The following is a 20308-nucleotide window of genomic DNA, read 5'->3' on the forward strand; positions in this document are numbered from 1 at the left end:
TTACATCACAATAAAAAAACCGCAGCGGGGCTGCGGTGGCAGGGAACTCAGCAATCAGGGATGACACTGATTGCTGACTGTAGTGATTGTGCTGAGGAACACGCTACTTACTTAAGAATTGCGGATCAGGTAATCGAAAGCACCCAGTGATGCGGTCGCGCCAGATCCCATCGCAATGATAATTTGTTTAAACGGCGTATTAGTCGCATCACCGGCGGCAAACACCCCTTTCATTGACGTCTGGCCATGACTGTCGACGATGATTTCACCGCGATTGGTCAGCTCCAACGTGCCACGCAACCATTCAGTATTCGGCACCAGACCGATTTGCACGAAGATGCCAGCTAAAACTACATGTTTTGCTTCGCCTGTGACGCGGTCGGTATAGTTGATGCCGGTCACTTTGCTGCCATCGCCCAGCACTTCAGTACTTTGTGCGTTCAGTATGATGTCGATATTGCCCATCGACTGCGCTTTTTTCACCAGCACAGCGTCAGCCCGCAGTTTGCTGTCGAATTCCAGCACTGTGACATGCTCGACAATACCGGCCAGGTCGATTGCCGCTTCAATCCCCGAGTTACCGCCACCAATCACGGCGACACGTTTGCCTTTGAACAGCGGGCCATCACAGTGCGGGCAATAAGCCACACCACGACCGCGATACTCTTTCTCACCCGGCACGTTCATCTCTCTCCAGCGCGCGCCGGTCGACAGGATCACGGTTTTGGCTTTCAGTACGGCGCCGTTCGCCAGCTCCAGTTCAAACAATTCGTTTTGCGATAACTTCACGGCTTTCTGGCTGTGCATAATGTCGACTTCATAGTGACGAACATGGGCTTCTAAATTCGCCACCAGCTTCGGCCCTTCAGTTTCTTTGACTGAAATGAAGTTCTCGATGCCGACAGTATCGGCCACCTGGCCACCAAAACGCTCTGCGACCACACCGGTATTCAGACCTTTACGTGCCGCATAAATCGCTGCCGCCGAGCCTGCCGGGCCACCACCGACCACCAGTACGTCAAAATTGTCCTTTTTCGCCAGCGCTTCGGCCTGACGTGTCGCTGCAGACGCATCGACTTTATTCAGAATATTGCCAAGGCTGATGGCACCTTGTGAGAACTGCTCACCGTTTAAATACACCGTTGGTACCGCCATGATGTTGCGATTAGCAACTTCTTGCGGGAATACAGCGCCATCCACCATAGTCGTGGTGATATTCGGGTTCACGGCCGCCAGCAAATTCAGTGCCTGAACCACTTCCGGACAAGTCTGGCAGCTCAGCGACACATAGACTTCAAAATTCAGGGCTCCTGGCAGCGCAGCAATTTGCTCCAGCACTGCAGCTTCTTCTTTGATGGTATGACCACCAGAGTGCAACAGCGCCAGCACCAGTGAAGTAAATTCGTGGCCCATTGGCACACCGGCAAAGGTCATCACAGTACCTTTCGCCTGTGAGCGAACCTGCATCGAAGGCACGCGGCTCGCTGTAGTGTTTTGCGTGACGACAATTAATTCCGACAGGCTGGCGATATCATCAACCAGTGCTTTTAACTCTAAGCCTTTTTCGCTTTGATCGACTGCTAACGCCAGCTCTACTGGTGTTTTCAGGTTTTGCAGATAACCTTTTAATGCTGATTTTAAATTGTTGTCTAACATGCTGAGTTCCTCTTCATGACGAAAGCTGGGTGTTGCCCGTTGTTCAACTTACCGGCAACTGGGTTTCTGTTTGATAAAGCTATATTAGGCAAAATAACCAATCTTATAAAACGAATTAAACGGATTCATTCAATTTGTTTTATTGATTGAACTAACACACTGACTGCGTTCAGATCAGCCAAAAACAAAACAGCCGGACAAAGTCCGGCTGTTATTATTCAATGCCTTGAATGAGGCTTAGTTAGATTTTACCAACCAAGTCCAGTGATGGCGCCAGAGTTTTTTCACCCGGAGTCCATTTAGCTGGACAGACTTCGCCGTCATGGTTAGCAACGTACTGAGCAGCCTGCACTTTACGGAACAGTTCAGAAGCGCTACGGCCGATACCCAGGTCATGGATTTCAGCAACTTTCACTACGCCTTCTGGGTTGATTACGAAAGTACCGCGCAGCGCCAGACCTTCTTCTTCAATCATCACGTCAAAGTTGCGAGTGATAGTGCCTGTTGGGTCAGCAACCATTGGGTAGTTGATTTTCTTGATGGTTTCAGAAGCGTCATGCCACGCTTTGTGCGTGAAATGCGTGTCAGTAGATACTGAATACACTTCAACACCGATTTCCTGGAATTGCGGGTAGAAATCAGCCAGGTCGCCTAATTCAGTTGGGCAAACGAACGTGAAGTCGGCCGGGTAGAATACAACGACAGACCATTTGCCGATCAGGTCCTGATCAGATACAGAAACAAATTTACCCTGATGGAAAGCCTGAGCATTAAATGGCTTGATTTTGCTGTTGATAATCGACATTTGTCGTTCTCCATGTTGTGGTTAATATGAATGCTTTGTCTACAAAAGCTATCGCGTTGCAAGCATAGTAGTCCAGTGTGACAATTGCGTATAACGAATAAAATGAATTCATCTAATCTATTTTAACGATGAACTTCCCGCTTTTTGTCCATCTAACAGCGCTACACTGCAACAATTACTACTGCAACGGAGATGGGGTCGCAAGTTGCAGAACACAATAGAGTTTTTTGCGAAAAACCAACAATCTCAGCAAACCGGCGAGTTCGGCCCTCACGTTGCAACATCAGATAGTGGCGTCTAAGCTGCTTGAATGTTACACCTTGATTAAGCGTGATATTTCCGGCATTCCGCCAGACATCAACCAGCTCATGAAGCAATTTAAACTCGACTTAAGCAAATTATTCGACCTGCAGGTACTGCTGATTGAAGCTGACCCTGACCTATTGCATTTGTTTAAACAGATGCTGCTGAATCTGGGGATCCGTAAAATTGAAACCGCCCGGCAAATCGACGAGTTGCTCGCGCGCGAGACGCCGGTCAATGTCGATATAATTTTCCTTGATTATGCCGTCGACACCCACTTAACCGGGGGAGAGATTGTCGATCAGCTGATCCAGCACGGTATTCTGCCGAATCGGACCCGGCTGGTCCTGATGGCGCAACAAAATGACAGTGCACAATATACCATTGAATATCCTTATCATTTAATCAGCTACCTGGAACGACCGTTTAATAAGGTCACTTTAGATCAAGAGCTGAAGCAGCATGTGTTGTTTTATCCGCTGCTGCGGCCGTTGCTGACGCTGGCCGGACTTGGCCGCTACGCAGATTGCCTGAAATTGTTATTGCACAGCCAAAGCCAGCCATTGCCACCAGGCCTTGAGCAAGTATTGCTGCGCCTACGGGTACAATTGCTGTTGGACTTACACAAATTTGATGCCGTCGTTCCACTGCTAAGAGCCCCTATTGCTGAACAACAAGGTTGGGCATTGTGGGCGCTATTCCGCGTCCGCTATGAGCGCGGCGATTTGGCAGCCTGCCAGGCTTTTCTGACTGACAGCTCGGAAGAACTCGCCCGTTACATGCAGCGCCGCGAACTCTGGCTGATCTATCTGGCGTTGCAGGAACGTGATTATGCCGCCGCGTTAGAAGTGGTAAATAAAATTCCGGCGGTCGGCATGTCGAGCAATTTAGTTCGACTGGTCCATCTGGTCATGATGCTGGCTGGCGAATTTGACCGGGCACAGGATTTTATTGAGCGAAAACGCCGTTTAGCAGTGCGGGGAGAATTGTATGTCGAGCTCAGTATCGCGCAAACCCGGGCCGTTTTATGGCGGCTGGAGCATAGCGCCGCCGAGCAACATCCCGCCTTGTTCAGTCAGCTTGAACAGCTGCAGACTCAAATTCGGCAAGACAAAACCGCGGCGGTCTTTAGCGTCTCAGTGCATCTGCTGGAGGCGCACGTCTGGCAATTCCGCGACAGCAGCGAAAAAGCGCTACAGTCAATCCAGGATCATTTACGCGAGGTGCAGTGGCAGCAACAACCCGCTTACGTGCTATGTCATGCCGCGCTGGTATTCCACAGCCTGCAGCAAACTCAGCTGGCGGCCGATTTACTGTTTTACGCTGACAACCAAATACAGTCGATGCTGGACAACTGCCACCGGGTATTTATTGGCTGCTTACACCAGCACGCCTTTGATTTAGTTTTTCCGGCAGCAACCAGAGCCGTCGTCTACCAGCAAATGGCGACCCGGTACGTGCAACAGCATAACCTGCTGGCTGCGGCCAAAATGCTGCGCCGAGCCAGGCGTTACGATCCACAAAATCCGACCTTGCGACAAGCCTTGTACAAACTGATGCAGCAGTTGGGGATCCAGCGTTTTCGTGGCATCAACCTGCCTCTGGAACAAACCTGAGTAAAGGTTGTTAAAACAACACTTGTTCAACAAAACCGCCAAAGCCAGTGGCGGGATCCAACAGTTGGATCTCTAACACCCAGATACCACTGCGGACTTCGCCGTCACAACTCCCCAGCTGACCGCTGGCATACAGTTTATGCGGGAAATCGCCGACCCGGTGACCTTTAATCTGATGATTCAGCTGCATACCATATCGTGCTGCCGCATCTGCAGCGAACTGATACAAGGCCTCGCCAGAACACCCCGTCTGACGCCAGTGCATTGCAACCTGCTCAAACACCTGATGCACAGCTTGTTGCACTCTATGCTGCTCAGGATTGTGCCCGAGACAAAAAGTGGCGCCGACATCGGCTTCATGACCGGCAAACACCGGCCCGATATCCACAAAAAAGATATCTTCTGCCTGCAACCGTACTGTGGCATCTGATACTTCGCTATAGATTTTCGCAGTATTGCGACCAAACCTGACAATAGGCGGGTGCCAGTGCTGTTCAGCGCCGGCTTGTTGCAACAATTGCTGCGCCAGCGCGCAGGCTTGATGTTCAGTCATCCCTGGCTGCAACTGAGTAGCTAGTTGCTGCAGTACCTGCAAGGCGTGCATCTGCGCCTGTTGCATTGCAGCTATTGAAAAATTAGGACCCACAGCTTGAGCAAGCGATTGATTTTGCATCTGAAACTCCGAAACCTCAGCAAAGGCCCATGATAGCCGCCCTTGTAGAGCGTCGCGTATTTATTTTGTTGAATTGATGTAATTTTTAGCGCAATAATCAGCCGGGCTGACTTTGCTTGTCGCTGCGAAGTCTGCTTTCTATACTGTAACTCCGAACAAAAAAACAAGGGAACGACCATGGCACTGACCATCAGCTTTGACCTGCAAGAGCAGGATTTAGATTACTTCCGTCAATTAATGCAAAAAACTGAGCGTGTAGTCAGTCATCATAGCAGCGAGGAGATCCTGAACGCCGCAAAAGCGTTGGCAGGTGAAGTACAAAATCAGGTGCCAGAATTTGTCGCCATACGTTTAAAACAACTCGAAACACTAGTGGCGATGGTTGAAGACACAGATTGGGATCTGACTGAAGAAGAAAAGCTGGACGTACTGTCTGCTCTGGCCTACTTCACTAAACCGGAAGATTTAATTGCCGACCATCTGCCGGTACTGGGTTTCCTCGATGATGCCATCATGATCGAGCTGGTAGTTCAGTCACTGGCTGATGACTTTGAAGCATATAGCCAATTTTGTACTTTCCGTACCAACGAAATCGAACGCCGCGGCCCGGACGCTCAAACCAGCAAAGCTGACTGGCTGGAAACAAAGAAACAGGAACTGCATTCCTGGTTACGTCGCCGACGCGCCGAAAAGCGCAGCAGCACCGGTGGTGGCGGTTTCCGCTCAGTATTCTCGTTCCGTCGCTAAACCGGATGAGACAAGGCACTCTGAGAACAGCAGCAGGCGCCCTCGCCTGCCTGCTTTTATTAGCCAGCGTGCCGGCTCACAGCAAGCAACTAAAAGTATATCAATACACCCAGCCAAATGGTGTTGTCGCTTTTAGCGATAAGCCACCCGCTGACAGTCCTTTTAAAGTATTACGCTACGACTGTTTCGCCTGTGGCGTCACATCCAGTGTTAACTTTCATACGACCCCATTGTTTTTACAGCAATATCATCAGGAAATTCAGACTGCAGCCCGTCAGTATCAGCTTGAACCCAGTCTGCTTCGTGCTGTGATCCATGCAGAATCCGGTTTTAATCCCAGAGCCTATTCAAAAGCGGGTGCGCAAGGTTTGATGCAATTGATGCCGGATACCGCGAAAGAACTGGGGGTCGGCGATGTCTGGCTGCCGCGACAAAACATTCAGGGCGGTGCGGCTTACCTCGCCAGTTTATTGCAGCAATTTAATGGCAACCGCCGTCTGGCACTGGCGGCTTATAATGCCGGGCCCGGTGCTGTCAGTCGCCATGCTGGGGTACCACCCTATGCTGAAACCCGCGCATATTTGCAACGCGTGGATATCCTGTTGCGTCGCTATCAGCAACAGTCCACCACACTATAAATATCTACGGCAATTTTATTTGCAGCTGATTTAAACCATTCAAAACGCCGGCGCGACTACCCATTTAAGAGCCTATGAAGTCCATCACCAATTTGCCTAAATTTTGGTGAAACACACAGCGCTCCTTGGCGCTGATTTCAGCATGAATATGATTTTTATAGATATTTTATCTGGTATAGCTTTTGCTCACGAGTCTGTACTCTCACTAAAAAGGACGTGTCATGAAAAAGATTGTTCCACTTATTTGTTCGTTAACGCTGTTAAATGCCTGTGTGATCCATGTCGGCGCGAACGAGCCTGCCCATATTCAGAACCGCCAGTTACAACTCAATGCCAACAATCTGCAACAACTGGTCGCCGAGACAGAAGCCGGCGATCTGCATATTATTGGTGAAAAAGGCCGTGAACAAATTGAAGTCGAAGCACGCATCAATTTTGATAATATCGACCAATTGGAATTGACGCTGGAAGCAAAAGGCAATGCTGCCGTGCTGGTTGCCCGCAATAAAGAACAAGTGTCTTTTGGCTATGTTGATAACGCTTCGGTCGATTTAGTGGTACGGGTGCCGGAACGATTTGCGCTGAAACTGGAAGACGGTTCAGGCGATACGCGGGTTGAAGGCTTAACCGGTGATCTGCTGATCGCGGATGGTTCCGGTAATCTGCAGGTCTCTGGCGGTCGTCAGGTCACAATTGAAGATGGTTCGGGTAATTTGTCATTGGCGCAAACGAGCGGCAACGTCAGTATTGATGATGGATCTGGCGATATCAGCGCCAGCCAGATCGGCGGCACTCTGACCTTGACCGATGGCTCAGGCGATGTCGAAATTAATCAGGTCCAAGGCACCGTGACTATTGAAGATGGCTCGGGGGATATCCGTGTCGCTCAGGCCGGTGGCCTCACCGTGGATGATGATGGTTCGGGCGAGCTGAGCTACCAGCAGATCTCAGGCCGGATCACAGTGCCGGATGACCATATGCGCGAATGATAAAAGGCTGTGCTTCTCGAGATAAAACGGGGCTGATGCCCCGTTTTGTTTTCCAGCGCGACAATGGTTAAAACAATGCGGCAAACTTTTCCTGTAATTGTGGCTTTAACGCAAAAGTAATCAGTTTGCCTGCCTGCTCCAGGAACGTGATCTGGCTGGCATTCCATTCCATGATACTGCCGACCTGCTCACAGCAAAACACCCCCACCAACTGGCCGTTGTAGCGGATGCCAACATCCAGCAGCGACAGAATGTCATTCGGTTCAAAATAAGCTTCGTTAAAACAGGATGTCGCCGGATGGGTGGCGGCATCTGGGGCATTAATACCGCCGTCATTGCGCATGGCTTCGAAATAAGGCGCAAAATCATCTTCATGTAGTGCAATGCCCTGATAGTGCGCATCTTCATTGCTGTCGTATAAATCGACAGCGATAATTTCGCTGAGCAGCGCATCAGAATAGAGCCACAGGCTGGCGCGGGAACAATGCAGTTGTTTGGTGATGGTTTCGGTCAGCTGCCGGTAGAACGCTTCAGCCGAGATTTGTTGATCTTTAAATGCTTTAATCAGCAGTAACAAGGCCGTCTGGTCGAGCATAAAGTCTCCTGCAAACAAGCTCCGCTGCCGCTCAGCGGAGTTAATTCAGTTATAGCCGCAGATGAGGGAATTGTCAGGCTCCCCCATCGCACCGGCAAGTCGCTTAATCCTATTGCTGCTGACGATACCATTCACCGAGGATAAGACTCGCCGCCACACTGACATTCAATGATTCAACTTTTCCTGTACCCGGGATCTGCAAGGCAATTTCGGCACTGTTAGCGACCGCTTTGGAGACACCTTGCATCTCTTCGCCAAACACCACCACGACCTTTTTTGGCAGCTGGCTGTTGTACAGAGACACCCCGGCATGGCTTGACGTAGTAATCAGCGTGTACCCTGCTTCTTTACACAGCTTCAGTGCCAGTGGCAGATGGTCGGTCTGCAGTGCTTCAACAAACTCCAGTCCGCCTTCGGCCGTGCGTGCTGCGGCGCCGGATTGCAAGGCTTCAGGTGCCGTCAGGATAATGCCACTGACGCCAAAATGGGCGCAACTGCGGGCGATAGCGCCGAGGTTATGCGGATTGCCAACACCATCTAGTGCCAACAAACAATCCTTTGTTTTTTTGCGGTGCAAAGTCAGATAGCTTGCGACTGACATCGCTTCGCGCTTTTTCACCACGAAGATCACGCCGCCATGGTGCTGGCTGCCACTGACTTTCTCCAGTTCAGCGTTATCGACAATATGATAAGCCCGTTTGTTAACCGCCAGATATTTCATCACGTCAGCAAATCGCGGTGCATAGTCGGCATGCAGGTACATTTTGATCACCGCATCCGGCCGCTCGTTAAAACAGACCCGGCAAGCATTTTCCCCAAGCACCCGGCTTTCATGCTGGCCTTGTTGTTTCAACTGCGCGGGTGAGACGGCTTTTGCCGATACAGCGACTTTGGCTGCGCGCACGTTTGTTGACTGTTCGGTGCGGTCTGGCCGGCGGCCACTGTCCGGGCGCGCATGCGCAGGCTTTGCCTCAGTATTTTTACCGGCAGCGCCTTTCCATGGTTTTTGCAATAAGGCGCCATCAGTATCACGTTGACGGGGCGGACGGGATGATGAGGTCTGGCTCGGTTTTTTCGGCGGATATGCCACGATAAAAAATCCTGTATCTGACGGGCCTGCAGGCCGGAAAAGCCTTCAGTTTAACGCAAAAAGCCGCGGTATCGAAGAAAGACTTGAGTTTGTTATTGGCTGCAGTAAGCTGGCGCCAATTTGCGCCGTTTCGGAATATTTATGCTCAGTTACCGTCACAGTTTTCATGCCGGCAACCACGCCGATGTGATCAAGCATCTGGTAGAAGTCGCTATCCTGATGTATTTAATGAAAAAAGATAAACCGTTTTGCTACCACGACACCCATGCTGGTGCCGGTTTATATAGCCTCGACAGTGCACAGGCGCTTAAAACCAGCGAATACCAGACCGGGATTGGCAAGCTGTTTCAGCACCAGGCTAGCAATAGCGCAGTGCAGACCTATCTGGATCTGGTGCGTGAACTGAACCCGGACGGTCAACTGCAGTTTTATCCGGGGTCGCCCGGTATTGCCCGGCTGTTACTGCGCGACGGCGACAGCATTCAGGCGACCGAATTGCATCCCGCGGACTTTCCGCTGTTACAAACCCAGTTTCAGGGTCGCCGGCACTGCCGCATCGAAAAGATGGACGCCTACGCCGGCCTGCGCGCCATGTTACCGCCGCTGCATAAACGCGGTCTGGTACTGATTGACCCCCCCTATGAGCTGAAAACAGAATATCAGGATCTGGTCAAAGGCCTGCAGCAGGCGGTACAACGTTTTCCGCAAGGGACTTTTGCCATCTGGTATCCGGTGATTGAACGCGCCAGTATCGAGGCCGTTATTGATGCGATTGTCACAACCGGTATCCGCAATCAATTACGCATTGAACTGTGCCCGCTGCCGGATAGCAGCGGTTTTGGCATGACCGGCAGCGGTATGCTGGTGATCAACCCGCCATATACGCTGGCCAATGACATGCGCGAGGCGCTGAGCGAAATCGCGCCGCTGCTGGGTGCTCAGGTGCAGTGGACAGTTCAGCAACTGGTGGAGGAATAATGCGGTACAGTTTTTTGTTGTCGCTTTGTTTGCTGTTAGTGCCGGCCAAAGCGCTGGCATTTGGTAGCATCGGCCATCAGCAGGTCTGCGACTTGGCTTATCAGTTGGTTCAGCCCATCACAAAACAACAGATTGATGCCTTGTTAGCGATAGGACCGGAACAACAGTTTGCCAAAGGCTGTGTCTGGCCGGACGAAGTGCGACGCGAGCCAGCTTATCAGTTTACTGCCGCTTTTCATTATCTGAACGTGCCACGCCAGCAACAGCAGCTAAAAACGACAGATTGTGCTGCCAAAGGCTGCCTGTTGAGTGCGATTCAGCACTACAGCGCGCTGCTGAAACAAAGCGGCCATACCCGGCAAAAAGCTGAAGCGCTGTTGTTTTATAGTCATTTTATCGCAGACCTGCATCAGCCTTTGCATGTCAGTTACGCCGATGACCTCGGCGGCAATAAAACAGCGTTGTATTATTTTGGTCAACCTTGGAACCTGCATGGCGTCTGGGATACAGCAATGCTAAAAAGCCTGGGCTATCCAGATGATCCGCAGCTTGCGGCAGACAAACTGGCAAAGCTGCAAGCGACGGCGGTACAGCGTTGGCAAAGCGGTCAACCGCTGGTCTGGGCACAGCAATCTCTTGAACAAACCCGGCGTATTTACCGAGAATACAAACCGGGCATGTTATTTAGCCAGAAAGAGCTGGACCGCGACGGTCCGGTGATCGAACAACGCCTGCTACAGGCCTCGGTGCGGCTGGCGTGGCAGCTTGATCAACTGTTGCAGCCTGCCACTGGCAACTGAAGTTCCGCCAGCCATTGCAGCATCTGCTGCTGTAATGCCTGGCCAAATCGATGGCCCTGCCCCTGCTCCACATGCAACTTAGGGCCTGGTGCACCGCACTGCCGGTAACGCAACTGAATATGTTTAAACGCCAGTTCGACCTGATGCCGCGGCATCAGCGGATCTTCATCACCATGCAAAAACAACAGCGGTTTTGGCGTGCTAAGCGCGGCGATCTCCGGTAAATCCAACTGCCGATATAACCCCGGATGGATCATGTAAAAGGCGGTCTGACCGCGGCTGAAATTATTGGTCGGTTCGCGTAAAAACTGCAGACTATTGAGCCAACCGACACTCACCGCAGCGTCCACATTTGCCGACAAAGCCGCCAGCTGCCAGGCGCGAAATCCGCCCATTGAAAAGCCAACGGCGGCGATGCCCTTCACGCCGGGTTGCCGCGCCAGAAATGCCGCTGCGGCTTGATCTTCCCGCGCCATCAGACCAGCAAGACTTGCCCCCTGCGCCTGCAAATTCGCCGCCAGCTGTTGCTGTTCAGCATATTGCAGCGGCCCGCGCGCACCAAACCCCGGCGCATCGGCCAGCAACACCAGATAACCCTGCGCGCGCAGTAGTTCGGCGATCGCTACGCCATCAAAATACTTTTGCAGCCATTGTTGGACAAGCTCTGGCGCCTTGCTTTGCCCCGCAGGCAGCCATTTATCTTTGCCAATGCGAAATTCGGCGCCATGATCATGCAACAGGATCACTGCATTCACTGCGCTCTGGCGCAGGTTTTCCGGTTGATACAGATACAAGTCAAGCGGCTGCCATAACTGCAGTCGCCACTGTTCGGTACTGGTTTTGTCTTGAGGCTTGATCCGTGTTGCTGCCGCGATCAAGGCCGGATCTGCCGGCGGCAGTAATAAGGCGTTATTGAGCAGCGCCTTCGCTTGTCGCTGCCACAACGCAAAATTAGCCGCAGCAGCGTCAGAAAAAGTTCCATCCGGCGCCGGCCAGCGCAGCACAGGTGCCAGCAGCGCTGGCTCAGAGGCTTCAGCTTTTGCGGCGTCGCTGACTTTAGGTGTCGTTGCGGGCTCCGTCGCTACTGCCGGCGCAAGAGCCGACAATACAAATATCAACAGCAGTATCAGCGCCCCCTTGCCAGACCAGGCTGCGGCGCGAAAGACCATCAAATCACGGAGAAACAGCGTGTGGAGCAGCATGATGCCGGCAGTCCCAAAGTTCATTTAAACCTGAGCTTGCCAAAAACAGCGTCTGAGTACCAGTAGATTTTGCCACCGATAGACAATTCATCATTTCAGCAATCAATACCGACTGACTTTATGGTCGTGCGGCGATCCAGGCCGCGACCAAGGCACAATCAACGGTTGCTGATAAAATGCAGCTTGCTTCGGGCAATACCAGCACATCACCAGCAGCTAACAGCCAATGCTGCGATCCGCTTTGTACCTGTATCTGCTGACCTGCTGGCAGGCCATCGGCAAAAAGCAACCAACTGGCGTTGGCCAGGCTATTTAATGTGAATGGTTGCTGCGCGAAAAGTTGCAACGCCCGCAATCCGCCTTGCAAGCCGACGGACAGCATCAGATTAATATCGCACACCGGACCATCAAGCAGCTTGGCACTGGTTAGTGCCGAACCGGCAAAACAGGCCTGATGCTGTGGGCTGGTCAGCTGTATCAGCTGCTGGGGAGCACCTGAAGCTGTCACTGCCAGATCGAGGCCAGCGCCACTGCGTATCGCCAGATAACGGTTGTAGCCATCGAAGGTAGTAAAGGGACCGGATTGCAACACAGTGGCAGTGCTAAAACGCCAGTGAAAATCTCTGGCTGCGACTGTTGCTCCAGCAGGTGCAATCGCCAGCTGCCAGGTTTCGCCGCCAGCCCATTGCGTCACAGTTTGCTGTGATGCCGTGATCAACATGGCATTGATTGTCATTGTTGCTCCGTCATGACCACTTATTGCACACGCTGCTTATCGTCCACGCCGCTTATTGTCCGCGCCACTGCGCATGGCACAACGCGTCGTGTTTTTCCCGGCTCAGCAGGATCCGCGCTAATACCAGATCAGGGGCGCCATCAGTGCCGCTCAGGCCAATCAGCGCTTCCAGATGCAGTTCGGCATCTAACTCGGCACCAATCAGTTCCAGCCAGTCTTCACCGGCAGGAACCAGGTCAACATAAGCCAGCGTTTCATAATGTTGCTGGTACAGTGCATAGTCCTCAGGACTCAGGTTTTCACTGGCCAGTTCTTCAAAAATGGCAAAGGCATGATCACAAAGTTCATCCATCGACCAGAGTTCTAAACTATCCGACATTCCACATCCCCGCTGATAAATAGCGGTACAGTATATCTCAGCGCACCGCTGCCGTCTTGAGGCCTGCACGGCCTTTTGCATAACGTCTGTTGTACCAAAGCGTGGCGCCAATCCCTAAAATCGACGGCAGGATCCAGCTCAGCAACTGCAGCTCCGGGCCAAGATCCAACACTTTGCGGCCACCGAAGGCAAAAAACGCGGTAAACACCGCAATCGCAGACGCCAGCATATTGCCGATATGTTCTTTTAACAGATCTGAGCGTTCAACGCTGGCACGGTGGATGTAACGCAAGCAGCCAACACTGCTAAACAAGGCTATCGCACCAAAGATTTGCCCCAGCACAAACTGACGCGGCAGCGCTTGCCACAAAGTCCAAAGCGCGCAAAGCAGAGTCAGGACCACCAAGCCCTGATGGGTCCAGTGGCGCAAAGACAACCGCGCAGGGCCAGCCTGCAGGGCCAATAATCCCTGGCGCAAATTCATCAGTGCCAGCAGGCACAACAACAATAAAAAGCCGGACATTTGCCGTACAGCGGCCGCAAACTTGACGGGATCTTGCCCTGGCGATAAATCAGCCGCTTTCACCGTCAGTGGCGCACTCAGCACCAGCGTGCACATCAGGATCCCGGCGCTACAAATCAGATACATCAGCTGACTGTACCAGCGGCCACTGCGCACATGCCAGGGACTGCCTTTTTTTGCCAGCATCGGCCCCCAGAACACGCACAATGCCAACACACCACTGATAATGTGCAGAATTAATAAATACTGATGCAGAGTTTGCATAGGCCCTCCAGGCTGTTGTGGGATTCACTGTAGTCAGCATGCCGGTTTAACGGACGGTGCCACAGTGCCGGAAGTCACGATCGTGACTATGACTTCCGGCCTATTGCCGGCAGAACCTGCCCTCACGCATACTGCGGCATCTGCTGATGGAAGATCTAACGACGAGCTACTGATGACTCACCCTGCTGTCCCCTTGCCAACGGATATACCACCGTCGCGCTGGCTGCAAAAAGAAAATCTGGCTGCAGTGCTGAGCTGGTTGGTGTTTGCCTATATCCAGCAAAGTGGCGCCATGCACACCTATGGCAACTGGCATCCGCTCAGCCTGCTGTGCGCAGCCAGTTTATTGCTGTTTATTGGCTTGTTTTTTTATTGTCAGTCCTGTGAAGAGCATTCCACGCCAACAGTCGCGTTGTTGCTGATGTGGGCTGCGATGACAACCACGGCTGTGCTGGTGCCGAATGGTTTTTCTGCCGGACTTGGTGTGTTATGGGTTTGTCTGTTGCCCTGGTTTGTGCCGGCACGCTGGTTATATCTGATGATCGCGCCGGCGTTATTGCCGGTGCTGATCATGCAAAGTCAGAACGGTTTGCAGCTTGGCGAAGGTCTGATGGTGCTGGTCTGTGGTACTTTTCAGTTTTTTGCCATGTACGCCATGAGCAAAGCCCGTGAGGAAAAACTGGCGCGCGAAGCCTTGGCAAAAACGCATCAGGCGCTGTTGGCCGCACAGTCGCAATTGGCAATACAAGCAGCCGATGCAGAACGCCTGCGCATTGCGCGCGACCTACACGATAGCCTCGGTCATCATCTGACGGCACTGGTGATCCAGCTGCAAGTGGCAGGCTACCAAAGCAGCCAGCTGGTGGCAGATGACTCAGCACCAGATGCGCCACAGCAAGCCTTGACGGGGCAAATTAATCATTGCCATGATTTAGCCAAACAGCTGTTGCAGGAGATCCGCCACACCGTCTCGCAACTGCGCGAACCCGCGCTGCCGCAGCTGGCTTTGCAACTCAAAGCACTGGCGCAGAATGTGCCGCAACTGCAGTTAGATTTGCAAATTCCACCCGGATTGCCGACAGACCCACTGTCAACCGCCCTGTTGTTCCGTGTCAGTCAGGAAGCGGTGACTAATAGTGTCCGCCACAGTGGCGCCACGCAGGCACAGTTGCAGGTGTGGACCCATCAACAGCAGCTGTTTTTCCGCTATCGCGACAACGGGGCGCTAGCACACTGGCCACTGCATGAAGGTAATGGCCTGACCGGTATGCGCGAGCGGATTGAACAGGCTGGCGGCAAGCTGCTGCTGTCGAATGAGCAGCAACAATTGCAGATCGATATTGAATTACCGGCGGAGATCGCATGAGTATCCGGTTGATTGTGATTGACGACCAGACTTTAGTCCGTCAGGGCATCATCAGCTTATTGCAGCTGGACGCGGAGATAGACGTCGTCGCACAGGCCGCAGACGGTAGTGACGTGGTCGAGCTGGTGCAACAGTTTCAGCCGGATGTGCTGTTGATGGATATCCGCATGCCGCTGGTCAATGGCATTGACGCGCTGCGCTTATTACAACAAGCGCAGCTCCGCGTACCGGTGCTGATGTTGACTACTTTTGATGATCATCAGCAAGTGCTGGAAGCGATGCTGGCTGGTGCCCGCGGTTATCTGCTCAAAGATGTGGCTTTAGATATCCTGCTTCAAGCCATTCGAACCGTCGCAGCCGGCGGCTCTTTGTTGCAACCGGCGTTGACCGACCGTATCCTGCAGGCCCGAAATGACACTGCCGGCCATACTGAGGCGGAGAGTTTGTCGCCAAAAGAACTGGAAGTACTGCGACTGCTCGCGGCCGGTTTCAGTAACAGGGAAATTGCTGCCGCCGTCTTTAAATCCGAAGGCACAGTGAAAAATCAGGTGTCAGCCATTTTAGGTAAACTAGGCGTGCGCGACAGAACCAAAGCGGTGCTGAAAGCGATCGACCTTGGTTTATTGCATTAACTCTTTCAGGAAAATTGCATCATGCAACAACAACTCGCCCTCGTGAGTCTGCTCGTACGCGACTATGACGAAGCTATCGAATTCTATTGCCAGAAACTCGGCTTCCGGCTGGTAGAAAATACTCCGCAAGGCCAAAAACGCTGGGTTGTGGTGGCGCCGCAGGGCGACAGTGGTTCCGCTTTGTTACTGGCTCGCGCCAGTGATACAGCACAGCAGGCGCTGATTGGCCGTCAGGGCGCCGGCCGTGTCTGGCTATTCCTGCAAACTGATGATTTTACGCGTGATTATCAACGAATGCTGGCTGCAGGTGTCGTGTTTAACGAACAACCACGTGTGGAGCCTTATGGCACTGTTGTCGTGTTTGCCGACCTGTATGGCAACTTATGGGACCTGATTGAACGGAAAAATAGCTGATATTTTTGTGACAAATCATCAACCTGACTTGGGCAAGTCACATTCCCACTCCTACACTGAGCAGACCGGCACACTGCTGCCGGGAACTGCAGCCAACAAGGAGTGGGGTGATGGTCGATTCGGTGCTTGTCCAGGTGCGTCATTTGTTTCGTCAGCCTCCCACACAGGTATTTGACCATTGGCTGGCCGAGCATCAGGCCGGTCGCTGGATGTTCGCCACGCCGCAGGGCCGGATGCACCATCTGCAACTTGAACTGGCACCCAATCATCAATTCCGCGTGACAGAACAGATACACGGCCGCACTTGGGTGCACACCGGTGAATATCACCAAATCCACAAGCCTCACTTATTGTTATTCAGCTGCACAACGAGTGGCACCCAACCAGGTCGGGGTGAACCTGACATGGTGCAACTGCAGTTTCAATCCCATCCGTTAGGCTGTGAGCTGGTGCTTAGTCACCAGACATCAGGCCAGTGGGCGCCCTTTCGTCAGCAATTAATTGAAGGCTGGACGCATATTTTTGCCGGGCTGATGGCAGAGCTGAATGACCGCGAATACCAACCTGGCGAGATCCTGAATTAAGGTGCGGGGCGCGCTGGCCTTGGCTATAATCGCCGCTTTTGCGCCAGCCCCGGAGATCAGATGTATCGTTGCCCACTTTGTGCTGAAACACTGAACCAGCAAGCAAACGCCTGGCGTTGTCAGCATGGTCACCAGTTTGATATGGCGCGGGAAGGTTATGTCAATCTGTTGCCGGTGCAACAAAAGAAGTCACTCGATCCGGGCGATAATGCCGAGATGATCCAGGCTCGTCGTGCTTTTCTGGACGCCGGCCATTATCAGTTTTTATCAAATGCGATTAATCAGCAGCTCGCTGCTGTGCTAGAAGGCAAGGTTCAACAGAGTCCCGCTGCGCTGCTGGATATTGGCTGTGGTGAGGGGTATTACAGCGCTGCACTCGCCAACGCGCTACCAGGTTTAACGGTCTATGGCCTCGATATCTCCAAAACCGCAGTCCGTTATGCCGCCAAACGCTACAAACAGCTGCAGTGTTGTGTTGCCAGCAGTTATGCCCTGCCATTCACTGATGGCGCTTTTGCTGCTCTGTTGCGGATATATGCGCCTTCTGATGCCGCAGAAATGGCGCGAGTGCTGCGCCCGGGCGGTTATCTGTTAACAGTGAGTCCGGCACCCGAGCATTTGCTGCAGTTTAAACAACAAGCCTATAGTGAAGTCCGGCTACATGCGGATACGGTGAAAGCCGAAACAGGCTTTCACCATGTGCGCCGTGAGCGCTTACAAAGTTTGTGGCAAGCACCTGATGCGGCGGCCATGCTGCAACTGATTGACATGATCCCGCTGGCCTACAAACTCAACACACAAATGCGTGAGACGCTCTGCCAGCAATTGCCGGCGATCCAGCTGGATTTTTATCTCGATTTGTATCAGAAAGACTAGATAGGTCGGTCCGTGGTGCCCGAAAGAAGTGACTGAAGGCGCTACATCAAATCAATGACATAGCGCCTGTGTACGTCATTTTTTTGCTGCAGCGTTTTTCTGAGCTGCGTTTTTCTGAGCAGTTTTTTTCGGTGCCGGCTTCTTCTTCACCGGTGCTTTCTGCGTCTTTTTGGTCAGCTTCTTCACCTGCTTTTTAGCGGCTTTTTTGGGCGGTACCGGCACTGCTTGCGCCGGCGTGTCCAGCATTTCATGCCAGAAGTAACTGCCAAGCTCAGCTACCGCATTAGTTTGTGCATTCACCAACACAGCCACGCCGAGGCCTGCTTCCGGCGAATACGACATATCAGTGCGATAGCCACGCACCAGTCCGCCATGGTGATACACCTTATGCTGGCCAAATTGGTAAATCCGTAAGCCCAGACCATATTGTGCGGTCGACACATAAGGCCCATAGGTACGGCCTTGCAGATTGTCAGCTGTTTTTACCCTGGGTGTCTGTATATCTTTCAGCACGGCCGCCGAAAGTACCTGCGGCCTGTGTCCCAAGCGTGCAATCAGCCATTTGCCCATATCCATCGCACTGGCATTGACGCCGGCGGCCGGATTGACCCGGTAATACGTCGGTACCACTTTAGTTTCAGCCCAGCCCTTTCGTGTACCGATGTGCGGCATGGCGCGGTTTTTACTGGCCAGGAAGCCAGCATAACCGACACTGGCGGTATGCATTTGCAGCGGTTTAAAAATGCGCTGGTCCATCAGCTTTTCATAAGGCTGACCTGTGGTTTTCAGCAGCACTGTTTCAATCTGGCTAAACAACACGTTCTGATAGCCATAACAACGCCCAGGAACACAGCGTGGATTGATATTCTGAAATTTAGGCAGGATTTGTGCGGGTGTCTGACCGGCTTCAATCAGTTCATCGAACGCATTGTCGACTAAACCGGCATTTTGTCCGAGTAAATGTTCGACTTTCAGTTGCGCTGTCATCGCCTGACTGCGGAACTGCAAACCCGGAACATAGCGGGTGACGCGGTCGTTCCAGTCAAAGCGACCTTCATGCTCAGCCTGGGCCGCTAATGCACCGGCAAAAGTTTTTGACACTGAAGCCAGGCGGAAGATCGTATTGGCGTCCACCGGCGTTTTGCTGCCTACCGAACGGACACCATAAGCACCGACCCGAACAATTTTGTCATTTTTAACAATGACATACACAGCGCCGGGCACCCGATTTTTTTGCATTTTTTGCTGAAATTCGCGATGAAACTGATTGGCGAATTCGTCGATCGAAGGGGCAGCCAGCACAGAACCAGCCCACAAAAACAGGCCTGCGACTGCAGTTAATTTCCACATAGATGAATGTCCTGTCCCGCGGTCACAGCTGGGCAGCTCAGGCCTGCCGAAGAGCACTGTCACAACAAAATCAGGCTTTTGTTGTTGCCAATGCCTGCAACATCTGCGGGATCACTTGCTGAATAAAATGCGCTTTTTGCGCCTCACTGACCAACTCCGGTTGCCAGTCACCTGAAATATAAGGTGTTAAAACCGGGCCAATCGCATAACAGAATGCCGAATACCACTGCCCTGCGGCCTGTACCCGCACGGCTTTTTTTACATAATGACCAGAATCAATCTCTTCAAAAAAATCCAGTGCTCTGACGGCTTCCGGACCGACGTCCAGCAGCAGTTTGCCCTGTTGCACACGACCCGGCGCTTCGGTCAACACCGGCACAGGTGCATCGAGCGGGCTTTGACTGAGGCCACGGCGCTGATGGTCCGCTAACACCGCATCCAGCATCTGATACCGTTGGCCGGTGATGGCTTCAACAATCTCCGGAAACATCAATAAGCCGTAGACGAAAATATGCTCAGTTGGTTGCATCCGGTGCTCCTCCAGCCAGATCCTGCCAGGTTAGAAACAACCGCAGGTCAAGTTCCAGTTGATGATACTGGGGTTCCATATGCTGACACAATTGATAAAACGCCTTGTTATGATCTTTTTCCCGCAAATGCGCTAATTCGTGTACCACAATCATTTTGAGCAAGGGCAAAGGCAAGGTTTTTAACAGGCTGGCTACGCGAATTTCATTTTTGCTTTTCAGCGCTTTGCCCTGCACCCGACTCACCTGGCTGTGCAGCCCCAGCGCGTTATTGACGATATGGATCTTAGGATCAAAACAAATTTTGCTGATGGGCGCTGAGCTGCGCATAAACTGCTGTTTCAGCGCCATGGTAAATTCATAGAGGCGCGCATCCGATTGAATGTCGTGGACAGCATCCGGATAGCGTTTTTTTAATGTGCTGCCAAGAGTGCCGGCCTGTACTAAAGCCCGAACCTGCTGCTGGATCGTTTCCGGATATTGGCGTAAATAAGGTAAATCCACCGGCTGTTTGCCCCTCTGCCACCGCAATAGCGTCTGCTAAAACGTTATTGTACCTGTCGCC

At 52.4% G+C, this 20308-nt stretch carries 23 protein-coding genes; 11 read left to right on the forward strand and 12 right to left on the reverse strand.

Translation table 11 applies throughout. The features are described 5' to 3' along the window. Positions 1–111: 111 nt before the first annotated feature. Both ahpF and ahpC read right to left on the reverse strand, forming a co-directional pair. Positions 112–1656: an alkyl hydroperoxide reductase subunit F gene (ahpF, locus tag ACQ66Q_RS07725; protein ID WP_430456264.1), complete on the reverse strand. Its 1545-nt coding sequence runs from the start codon at positions 1654–1656 to the stop codon at positions 112–114. Between the two features lie 241 nt (positions 1657–1897). Further along, the gene (gene ahpC, locus ACQ66Q_RS07730; protein ID WP_430456265.1) at positions 1898–2461 is read right to left on the reverse strand and encodes an alkyl hydroperoxide reductase subunit C; all 564 of its coding nucleotides are present in this window, start codon (positions 2459–2461) and stop codon (positions 1898–1900) included. 275 nt (positions 2462–2736) lie between these two features. Here ahpC and ACQ66Q_RS07735 point away from each other — a divergent pair, with 275 nt between their 5' ends. Then, positions 2737–4380 (forward strand): hypothetical protein, encoded by a 1644-nt coding sequence (locus tag ACQ66Q_RS07735; protein WP_430456266.1) that lies wholly within the window; start codon positions 2737–2739, stop codon positions 4378–4380. Positions 4381–4390: 10 nt separating this feature from the next. Here the strand turns inward: ACQ66Q_RS07735 and ACQ66Q_RS07740 are convergent, their stop codons facing one another. After that, the gene (locus ACQ66Q_RS07740; protein WP_430456267.1) at positions 4391–5053 is read right to left on the reverse strand and encodes a M24 family metallopeptidase; all 663 of its coding nucleotides are present in this window, start codon (positions 5051–5053) and stop codon (positions 4391–4393) included. 177 nt (positions 5054–5230) lie between these two features. On the opposite strand from ACQ66Q_RS07740, the gene ACQ66Q_RS07745 reads away from it, so the two are divergent. The 3 genes from ACQ66Q_RS07745 (at position 5231) to ACQ66Q_RS07755 (ending at position 7427) form a co-directional block, all read left to right on the forward strand. After that, positions 5231–5800, forward strand: coding sequence for a YkvA family protein (locus tag ACQ66Q_RS07745; RefSeq protein WP_430456268.1), 570 nt, complete (start codon positions 5231–5233; stop codon positions 5798–5800). A 5-nt stretch (positions 5801–5805) separates the two neighbouring features. Then, positions 5806–6438 (forward strand): lytic transglycosylase domain-containing protein, encoded by a 633-nt coding sequence (locus ACQ66Q_RS07750; protein WP_430456269.1) that lies wholly within the window; start codon positions 5806–5808, stop codon positions 6436–6438. Positions 6439–6659: 221 nt separating this feature from the next. Further along, positions 6660–7427 (forward strand): DUF4097 family beta strand repeat-containing protein, encoded by a 768-nt coding sequence (locus ACQ66Q_RS07755; RefSeq protein WP_430456270.1) that lies wholly within the window; start codon positions 6660–6662, stop codon positions 7425–7427. 67 nt (positions 7428–7494) lie between these two features. Here the strand turns inward: ACQ66Q_RS07755 and ACQ66Q_RS07760 are convergent, their stop codons facing one another. Beyond that, on the reverse strand, positions 7495–8022 hold the full coding sequence (locus ACQ66Q_RS07760) for a GAF domain-containing protein (protein ID WP_430456271.1): 528 nt from the start codon (positions 8020–8022) through the stop codon (positions 7495–7497). Positions 8023–8131: 109 nt separating this feature from the next. After that, on the reverse strand, positions 8132–9112 hold the full coding sequence (locus ACQ66Q_RS07765; RefSeq protein ID WP_430456272.1) for a tRNA/rRNA methyltransferase: 981 nt from the start codon (positions 9110–9112) through the stop codon (positions 8132–8134). Between the two features lie 141 nt (positions 9113–9253). Between ACQ66Q_RS07765 and ACQ66Q_RS07770 the strand changes: the two genes are divergently transcribed. Both ACQ66Q_RS07770 and ACQ66Q_RS07775 read left to right on the forward strand, forming a co-directional pair. After that, the gene (locus ACQ66Q_RS07770; RefSeq protein WP_430456273.1) at positions 9254–10090 is read left to right on the forward strand and encodes a 23S rRNA (adenine(2030)-N(6))-methyltransferase RlmJ; all 837 of its coding nucleotides are present in this window, start codon (positions 9254–9256) and stop codon (positions 10088–10090) included. Then, positions 10090–10890, forward strand: coding sequence for a S1/P1 nuclease (locus tag ACQ66Q_RS07775; RefSeq protein WP_430456274.1), 801 nt, complete (start codon positions 10090–10092; stop codon positions 10888–10890). The genes ACQ66Q_RS07770 and ACQ66Q_RS07775 overlap by 1 nt, the downstream gene beginning before the upstream one ends. On the opposite strand, the gene ACQ66Q_RS07780 is transcribed toward ACQ66Q_RS07775, so the two are convergent. The 4 genes from ACQ66Q_RS07780 to ACQ66Q_RS07795 form a co-directional block, all read right to left on the reverse strand. Continuing rightward, the gene (locus ACQ66Q_RS07780; RefSeq protein WP_430456275.1) at positions 10860–12116 is read right to left on the reverse strand and encodes a dienelactone hydrolase family protein; all 1257 of its coding nucleotides are present in this window, start codon (positions 12114–12116) and stop codon (positions 10860–10862) included. The two genes, ACQ66Q_RS07775 and ACQ66Q_RS07780, sit on opposite strands and share 31 nt — an antisense overlap. Before the next feature lie 94 nt (positions 12117–12210). Next, positions 12211–12828 (reverse strand): HutD/Ves family protein, encoded by a 618-nt coding sequence (locus ACQ66Q_RS07785; RefSeq protein WP_430456276.1) that lies wholly within the window; start codon positions 12826–12828, stop codon positions 12211–12213. Between the two features lie 52 nt (positions 12829–12880). After that, positions 12881–13207, reverse strand: a complete 327-nt coding sequence (locus tag ACQ66Q_RS07790) for a DUF440 family protein (RefSeq protein WP_430456277.1) — start codon at positions 13205–13207, stop codon at positions 12881–12883. 37 nt (positions 13208–13244) lie between these two features. Beyond that, a complete protein-coding gene (locus ACQ66Q_RS07795; RefSeq protein ID WP_430456278.1) occupies positions 13245–13994 on the reverse strand; it encodes a hypothetical protein in 750 nt (249 codons plus the stop codon). A gap of 172 nt (positions 13995–14166) precedes the next feature. On the opposite strand from ACQ66Q_RS07795, the gene ACQ66Q_RS07800 reads away from it, so the two are divergent. The 5 genes from ACQ66Q_RS07800 (at position 14167) to rlmA (ending at position 17866) form a co-directional block, all read left to right on the forward strand. After that, positions 14167–15360, forward strand: coding sequence for a sensor histidine kinase (locus tag ACQ66Q_RS07800; protein ID WP_430456279.1), 1194 nt, complete (start codon positions 14167–14169; stop codon positions 15358–15360). Then, a complete protein-coding gene (locus tag ACQ66Q_RS07805; RefSeq protein ID WP_430456280.1) occupies positions 15357–15992 on the forward strand; it encodes a response regulator in 636 nt (211 codons plus the stop codon). Before ACQ66Q_RS07800 ends, ACQ66Q_RS07805 begins: the two co-directional genes overlap by 4 nt. A 21-nt stretch (positions 15993–16013) precedes the next feature. Beyond that, entirely contained in the window at positions 16014–16406 is a 393-nt protein-coding gene (locus ACQ66Q_RS07810; RefSeq protein WP_377247906.1) for a VOC family protein, read from the forward strand. A 110-nt stretch (positions 16407–16516) separates the two neighbouring features. Next, positions 16517–16990, forward strand: coding sequence for an SRPBCC family protein (locus ACQ66Q_RS07815; RefSeq protein ID WP_430456281.1), 474 nt, complete (start codon positions 16517–16519; stop codon positions 16988–16990). 60 nt (positions 16991–17050) lie between these two features. Beyond that, complete coding sequence (rlmA, locus tag ACQ66Q_RS07820) at positions 17051–17866, forward strand: 23S rRNA (guanine(745)-N(1))-methyltransferase (RefSeq protein WP_430456282.1); 816 nt, start codon at positions 17051–17053, stop codon at positions 17864–17866. A gap of 75 nt (positions 17867–17941) precedes the next feature. Here the strand turns inward: rlmA and ACQ66Q_RS07825 are convergent, their stop codons facing one another. From ACQ66Q_RS07825 to ACQ66Q_RS07835, 3 genes are all read right to left on the reverse strand, one after another. Continuing rightward, a complete protein-coding gene (locus ACQ66Q_RS07825) occupies positions 17942–19216 on the reverse strand; it encodes a serine hydrolase domain-containing protein (protein WP_430456283.1) in 1275 nt (424 codons plus the stop codon). 70 nt (positions 19217–19286) lie between these two features. Then, positions 19287–19745: a gamma-glutamylcyclotransferase family protein gene (locus ACQ66Q_RS07830; protein WP_430456284.1), complete on the reverse strand. Its 459-nt coding sequence runs from the start codon at positions 19743–19745 to the stop codon at positions 19287–19289. Further along, on the reverse strand, positions 19732–20247 hold the full coding sequence (locus ACQ66Q_RS07835) for a M48 metallopeptidase family protein (RefSeq protein WP_430456285.1): 516 nt from the start codon (positions 20245–20247) through the stop codon (positions 19732–19734). Before ACQ66Q_RS07835 ends, ACQ66Q_RS07830 begins: the two co-directional genes overlap by 14 nt. Positions 20248–20308 lie beyond the last annotated feature (61 nt).

The organism is Rheinheimera sp. (assembly GCF_965283995.1).
In the GTDB taxonomy this organism is placed as follows: Bacteria; Pseudomonadota; Gammaproteobacteria; order Enterobacterales; family Alteromonadaceae; genus Pararheinheimera.

Bases quoted from the DNA above. Each gene is read 5' to 3' on its own strand.
- ACQ66Q_RS07795 (WP_430456278.1), bottom strand. From the start codon at position 13,994: ATGCAAACTCTGCATCAGTATTTATTAATTCTGCACATTATCAGTGGT.
- ACQ66Q_RS07810 (WP_377247906.1), top strand. From the start codon at position 16,014: ATGCAACAACAACTCGCCCTCGTGAGTCTGCTCGTACGCGACTATGAC.
- ACQ66Q_RS07755 (WP_430456270.1), top strand. From the start codon at position 6,660: ATGAAAAAGATTGTTCCACTTATTTGTTCGTTAACGCTGTTAAATGCC.
- ACQ66Q_RS07785 (WP_430456276.1), bottom strand. From the start codon at position 12,828: ATGACAATCAATGCCATGTTGATCACGGCATCACAGCAAACTGTGACG.
- ACQ66Q_RS07780 (WP_430456275.1), bottom strand. From the start codon at position 12,116: ATGAACTTTGGGACTGCCGGCATCATGCTGCTCCACACGCTGTTTCTC.
- ACQ66Q_RS07740 (WP_430456267.1), bottom strand. From the start codon at position 5,053: ATGCAAAATCAATCGCTTGCTCAAGCTGTGGGTCCTAATTTTTCAATA.
- ACQ66Q_RS07830 (WP_430456284.1), bottom strand. From the start codon at position 19,745: ATGCAACCAACTGAGCATATTTTCGTCTACGGCTTATTGATGTTTCCG.
- ACQ66Q_RS07825 (WP_430456283.1), bottom strand. From the start codon at position 19,216: ATGTGGAAATTAACTGCAGTCGCAGGCCTGTTTTTGTGGGCTGGTTCT.
- ACQ66Q_RS07770 (WP_430456273.1), top strand. From the start codon at position 9,254: ATGCTCAGTTACCGTCACAGTTTTCATGCCGGCAACCACGCCGATGTG.
- ACQ66Q_RS07815 (WP_430456281.1), top strand. From the start codon at position 16,517: ATGGTCGATTCGGTGCTTGTCCAGGTGCGTCATTTGTTTCGTCAGCCT.
- ACQ66Q_RS07775 (WP_430456274.1), top strand. From the start codon at position 10,090: ATGCGGTACAGTTTTTTGTTGTCGCTTTGTTTGCTGTTAGTGCCGGCC.
- ACQ66Q_RS07750 (WP_430456269.1), top strand. From the start codon at position 5,806: ATGAGACAAGGCACTCTGAGAACAGCAGCAGGCGCCCTCGCCTGCCTG.
- ACQ66Q_RS07805 (WP_430456280.1), top strand. From the start codon at position 15,357: ATGAGTATCCGGTTGATTGTGATTGACGACCAGACTTTAGTCCGTCAG.
- ACQ66Q_RS07800 (WP_430456279.1), top strand. From the start codon at position 14,167: ATGACTCACCCTGCTGTCCCCTTGCCAACGGATATACCACCGTCGCGC.
- ACQ66Q_RS07745 (WP_430456268.1), top strand. From the start codon at position 5,231: ATGGCACTGACCATCAGCTTTGACCTGCAAGAGCAGGATTTAGATTAC.
- rlmA (WP_430456282.1), top strand. From the start codon at position 17,051: ATGTATCGTTGCCCACTTTGTGCTGAAACACTGAACCAGCAAGCAAAC.
- ahpF (WP_430456264.1), bottom strand. From the start codon at position 1,656: ATGTTAGACAACAATTTAAAATCAGCATTAAAAGGTTATCTGCAAAAC.
- ACQ66Q_RS07790 (WP_430456277.1), bottom strand. From the start codon at position 13,207: ATGTCGGATAGTTTAGAACTCTGGTCGATGGATGAACTTTGTGATCAT.
- ahpC (WP_430456265.1), bottom strand. From the start codon at position 2,461: ATGTCGATTATCAACAGCAAAATCAAGCCATTTAATGCTCAGGCTTTC.
- ACQ66Q_RS07760 (WP_430456271.1), bottom strand. From the start codon at position 8,022: ATGCTCGACCAGACGGCCTTGTTACTGCTGATTAAAGCATTTAAAGAT.